At 67.2% G+C, this 4137-nt stretch carries 5 protein-coding genes; 3 read left to right on the top strand and 2 right to left on the bottom strand.

All coding sequences use genetic code 11. From position 1 onward, the window contains the following. Positions 1-51: 51 nt before the first annotated feature. Together PV766_RS16300 and PV766_RS16295 are read right to left on the bottom strand one after the other, a co-directional pair. On the bottom strand, positions 52-564 hold the full coding sequence (locus PV766_RS16300) for a pyridoxamine 5'-phosphate oxidase family protein (RefSeq protein ID WP_064065371.1): 513 nt from the start codon (positions 562-564) through the stop codon (positions 52-54). Positions 565-650: 86 nt separating this feature from the next. Continuing rightward, positions 651-1352, bottom strand: a complete 702-nt coding sequence (locus tag PV766_RS16295; protein ID WP_064065370.1) for an IclR family transcriptional regulator — start codon at positions 1350-1352, stop codon at positions 651-653. A 115-nt stretch (positions 1353-1467) separates the two neighbouring features. On the opposite strand from PV766_RS16295, the gene leuC reads away from it, so the two are divergent. The 3 genes from leuC to PV766_RS16280 all read left to right on the top strand — a co-directional run. Beyond that, a complete protein-coding gene (gene leuC, locus PV766_RS16290) occupies positions 1468-2895 on the top strand; it encodes a 3-isopropylmalate dehydratase large subunit (RefSeq protein ID WP_064065387.1) in 1428 nt (475 codons plus the stop codon). 28 nt (positions 2896-2923) lie between these two features. Next, positions 2924-3520, top strand: coding sequence for a 3-isopropylmalate dehydratase small subunit (gene leuD, locus PV766_RS16285; protein ID WP_016935315.1), 597 nt, complete (start codon positions 2924-2926; stop codon positions 3518-3520). Positions 3521-3690: 170 nt separating this feature from the next. Further along, a partial coding sequence (locus tag PV766_RS16280; RefSeq protein WP_421097412.1) for an HU family DNA-binding protein occupies positions 3691-4137 on the top strand: 447 nt, incomplete at its 3' end.

Raw genomic sequence — 4137 nt, 5'->3', positions numbered from 1 at the left:
ACCACGAAGGCTCTCCGATCCTCGATCGGGGAGCCTTTCGCGTATCCGGGGTCAGTGTGCGGTGGACGGAAGATAGGCCGCCGTCGTGCCGCCGATCGCCATGGCGGGCATCCCGAGCTTGCGGTGGTCCCACGAGCGCACCCGCACGGGCACCACGCGCACGGCCACCCGCTTGTTCATCATCTGCTCCACCACGGGACGCGCCTCGTCCGTGTACGGGGCGGTGTACCGCTCCCACACGTCGCGGCAGACGTCGAACAGCCGGTCGTGGTCGTCGACGATCTCTGCCCGCCCCTCGATCGATACGCCGCGCAACTGGTCGTAGGTGTCTCCGGCCTCGACGAGGACGGTGACACGGTCGTCGCGGCGAAGGTTGACGACCTTCTGCGACTTCGACTTCGTCTCGAACCAGATCTCCCCGCCCAGTACCGCGTACCACATGGCGACGAGATGCGGGGTGCCCGTCGGTCCGAGGGTCGCGAGGTTCGCGACCCGGCTGCGGTGGAGGAACTCGTCGATCTCCGAGTCCGTCATCGTGATGTCTGCGCGGCGGTTCGTTCCCATGCGAAGCACTGTGGCACAGGGTGGGGCCGCACGCCCGGGTTCCTCCCGCTCCCGCCCGGGAGGTGGCCCGCGCGTGCGTTCCGGCTTCAGAGACGCTTCTGGAGCGCCTCCGCGGCGGCGAGGAGGTCGGCGGCCCATCGGGCACCCGGTCGGCGGCCCATACGGTCGATGGGACCCGATACGGAGATCGCGGCGATCACGGCGCCGGCGTTGTCGCGGACGGGTGCGGCGACCGAGGCCACACCGGGCTCGCGTTCGGCGGCGCTCTGGGCCCAGCCGCGGCGGCGGACCTCGACGAGGACGCGTTCGCCGAACGCGGCCTCGGGAAGAATGGCGCGCTGGGTCGCCGTATCGGCCCACGCGAGCAGAACTTTCGCACCGGAACCGGCCGTCATGGGAAGGCGCGCCCCGACAAGGACCGTGTCGCGCAGGCCGGTCGGGGGTTCGAGGGCCGCGACGCAGACCCGCTGGGTGCCCTCGCGGCGGTACAACTGCACGCTCTCTCCGGTGATCTCGCGTAGGCGGGGGAGTACGAGAGAGGCGGCCTCGACGAGGGTGTCGCCTGCGCCCGCGGACAATTCGGCCAGTCCGGGACCGGGACGCCACTGCCCGTCGCTGTCGCGCATGAGCAGGCGGTGGACCTCGAGGCCGACTGCGAGACGGTGCGCGGTGGCGCGGGGCAGGCCCGTCCGTGCGCACAACTCGTTGAGGTTGCACGGTTGTTCGGCAACCGCGTGGAGGACTGCCATCGCTTTGTCCAGCACTCCGATCCCGCTATGCTGTCTCATAGGTCGATACCTCCGTCTCGCATAATGGGAAGCATATCGCATGCCGAGAGCGGTGGGGACGACGCCATACGCGGCCGGACAGCCCCCGGGATTCGCGTTCGTCACGTACGACAAGGTGGAGAAGATGGCTGGAAAGACTCTGGCGGAGAAGGTGTGGGACCAGCACGTGGTCGTGCGCGGTGAAGGAGAGGGATCGGCACGACAGCCCGACCTCATCTACATCGACCTGCACCTCGTACACGAAGTGACCAGCCCGCAGGCCTTCGACGGCCTCCGGCTGGCCGGACGCCCGCTCCGGCGCCCCGATCTCACGATCGCCACCGAGGATCACAACGTCCCCACGGTGGACATCGACAAGCCCATCGCCGACCCGGTCTCGCGCACGCAGGTCGAGACCCTGCGTCGTAACTGCGAGGAGTTCGGTGTCCGGCTGCATCCCATGGGCGATCTCGATCAGGGCATCGTCCACGTGGTCGGTCCGCAGCTCGGACTCACCCAGCCCGGTATGACGGTGGTCTGCGGCGACAGCCACACGTCCACGCACGGCGCATTCGGTGCCCTCGCAATGGGAATCGGCACCAGTGAGGTCGAACACGTCATGGCCACACAGACGCTGTCGTTGCGGCCGTTCAAGACGATGGCGATCAACGTCGACGGCGCGTTGGCGCCCGGAGTGACGAGCAAGGACCTCATCCTCGCGATCATTGCGAAGATCGGTACCGGCGGCGGACAGGGCTACGTCCTCGAATACCGCGGCGAGGCGATCCGCGCGCTGTCGATGGAAGCGCGGATGACCATCTGCAACATGTCGATCGAGGCAGGTGCCCGCGCAGGCATGATCGCACCCGACGAGACCACCTACGAATTCGTCAAGGGCCGGCCGCACGCCCCGGAGGGCGCAGACTGGGACGCCGCCGTCGAGGCGTGGGAGCAGCTGAAGACCGACGACGACGCGGTTTTCGACGCCGAGGTCCACATCGACGGCAGCGCTCTGACGCCCTTCGTCACGTGGGGTACCAACCCGGGCCAGGGCGCACCCCTCGGATCCACGGTTCCGGTACCCGAGGAGATCGCGGACGAAACCGAGCGGTCTGCCGCGGAGAAGGCGTTGCGCTACATGGATCTCGAGCCGGGGATGCCGCTGCGCGATGTGAAGATCGACACCGTCTTCGTCGGGTCGTGCACCAACGGCCGCATCGAGGATCTGCGTGCGGTGGCGGATGTCCTGAAGGGCCGCAAGGTCGCCGACGGCGTCCGGATGCTCGTCGTGCCGGGCTCGATGCGGGTGCGGGCACAGGCGGAGGACGAAGGCCTCGGCGAGATCTTCACCGCCGCAGGCGCCGAGTGGCGTCAGGCGGGATGCTCGATGTGCCTGGGCATGAACCCCGACCAGCTGGCGCCGGGTGAACGCTCCGCGTCGACATCGAACCGGAATTTCGAAGGACGGCAGGGCAAGGGCGGACGGACGCATCTCGTCTCGCCGGCCGTGGCCGCCGCAACCGCGGTGCGGGGAACGCTTTCCGCACCGGCGGATCTGGACTAGACCACAGGACCGACGAGGAGAATTTTCGATGGAAGCCTTCACTACCCACAAGGGCATCGGCGTCCCGCTGCGCCGGTCCAACGTCGACACGGATCAGATCATTCCGGCCGTCTACCTGAAGCGTGTCACCCGTACGGGATTCGAGGACGGTCTGTTCGCCGCGTGGCGCAACGACCCGTCCTTCGTGCTCAACACCCCGCCCTTCGACCGCGGCAGCGTTCTCGTCGCCGGACCGGATTTCGGCACCGGCTCGTCGCGTGAGCATGCGGTGTGGGCGTTGTCGGATTACGGATTCCGGGTCGTCATCTCGTCCCGGTTCGCCGACATCTTCCGCGGCAACGCCGGAAAGGCCGGTCTGCTCGCCGCCCAGGTCTCGCAGGACGACGTCGAACTGCTGTGGAAACTCATCGAACAGCAGCCCGGACTCGAACTGGAGGTGGATCTCGAGAACCGGACCGTGACCGCCGGAACCACCGTGGTGCCGTTCACCATTGACGACTACACCAGGTGGCGTCTGCTCGAGGGTCTCGACGACATCGGATTGACATTGCGCCAGGTAGACGCGATTTCCGAGTACGAAAAGTCAAGGCCGTCATGGAAACCGAGTACCCTTCCGGCGCCCTGAAAACACCCTCCGGGCACACCCCGTCCGGGCCCGGTCCGACACTCCCGTCGGGCCGGGCCCGGATGTATTTGCATGAGAATCCGCGTGGCACATAGACTCTTGCCCGTTTGCGGGTCTACCGTGGACTGGAGTCGGTCTGACGGTGGACCGTGTATGTGCGGAGGAAATCAATGAACAAGGCAGAACTGATCGACGTTCTGACCGAGAAACTCGGTTCGGACAGGCGCACCGCTACCGCGGCCGTCGAGCACATGGTGGACGCCATCGTTCGCGCCGTGCACGAGGGTAAGAGCGTCACCATCACCGGATTCGGTGTCTTCGAGAAGCGTCGCCGGGCCGCTCGTGTCGCCCGGAACCCGCGCACGGGTGAGACGGTCAAGGTCAAGCCGACCTCGGTGCCGGCCTTCCGTCCCGGCCAGTCCTTCAAGAACATCATCGCGGGCACCCAGAAGCTTCCCGCTTCGGGTCCGGCCGTGAAGCGCGGTGCGGCTGCAGCGGCCAAGAAGACCGCGGCAGCCAAGAAGGCGGCCAAGAAGACTGCGGCGAAGAAGACCACCGCCACCAAGTCGACCGCGGCGAAGAAGACCACCGCGGCCAAGTCGACGCCGGCGAAGAAG

The sequence above is a fragment of the Rhodococcus sp. As11 genome (assembly GCF_048957735.1).
Classification (GTDB): Bacteria; Actinomycetota; Actinomycetes; order Mycobacteriales; family Mycobacteriaceae; genus Rhodococcus; species Rhodococcus gordoniae.
This window is presented reverse-complemented; position numbering and strand designations above follow the sequence as displayed.

What these genes read in the sequence shown, in the direction of transcription:
- PV766_RS16300 (WP_064065371.1), bottom strand. Translation starts at nt 564, where the DNA reads ATGGGAACGAACCGCCGCGCAGACATCACGATGACGGACTCGGAGATC.
- PV766_RS16295 (WP_064065370.1), bottom strand. Translation starts at nt 1,352, where the DNA reads ATGAGACAGCATAGCGGGATCGGAGTGCTGGACAAAGCGATGGCAGTC.
- leuD (WP_016935315.1), top strand. Translation starts at nt 2,924, where the DNA reads ATGGAAGCCTTCACTACCCACAAGGGCATCGGCGTCCCGCTGCGCCGG.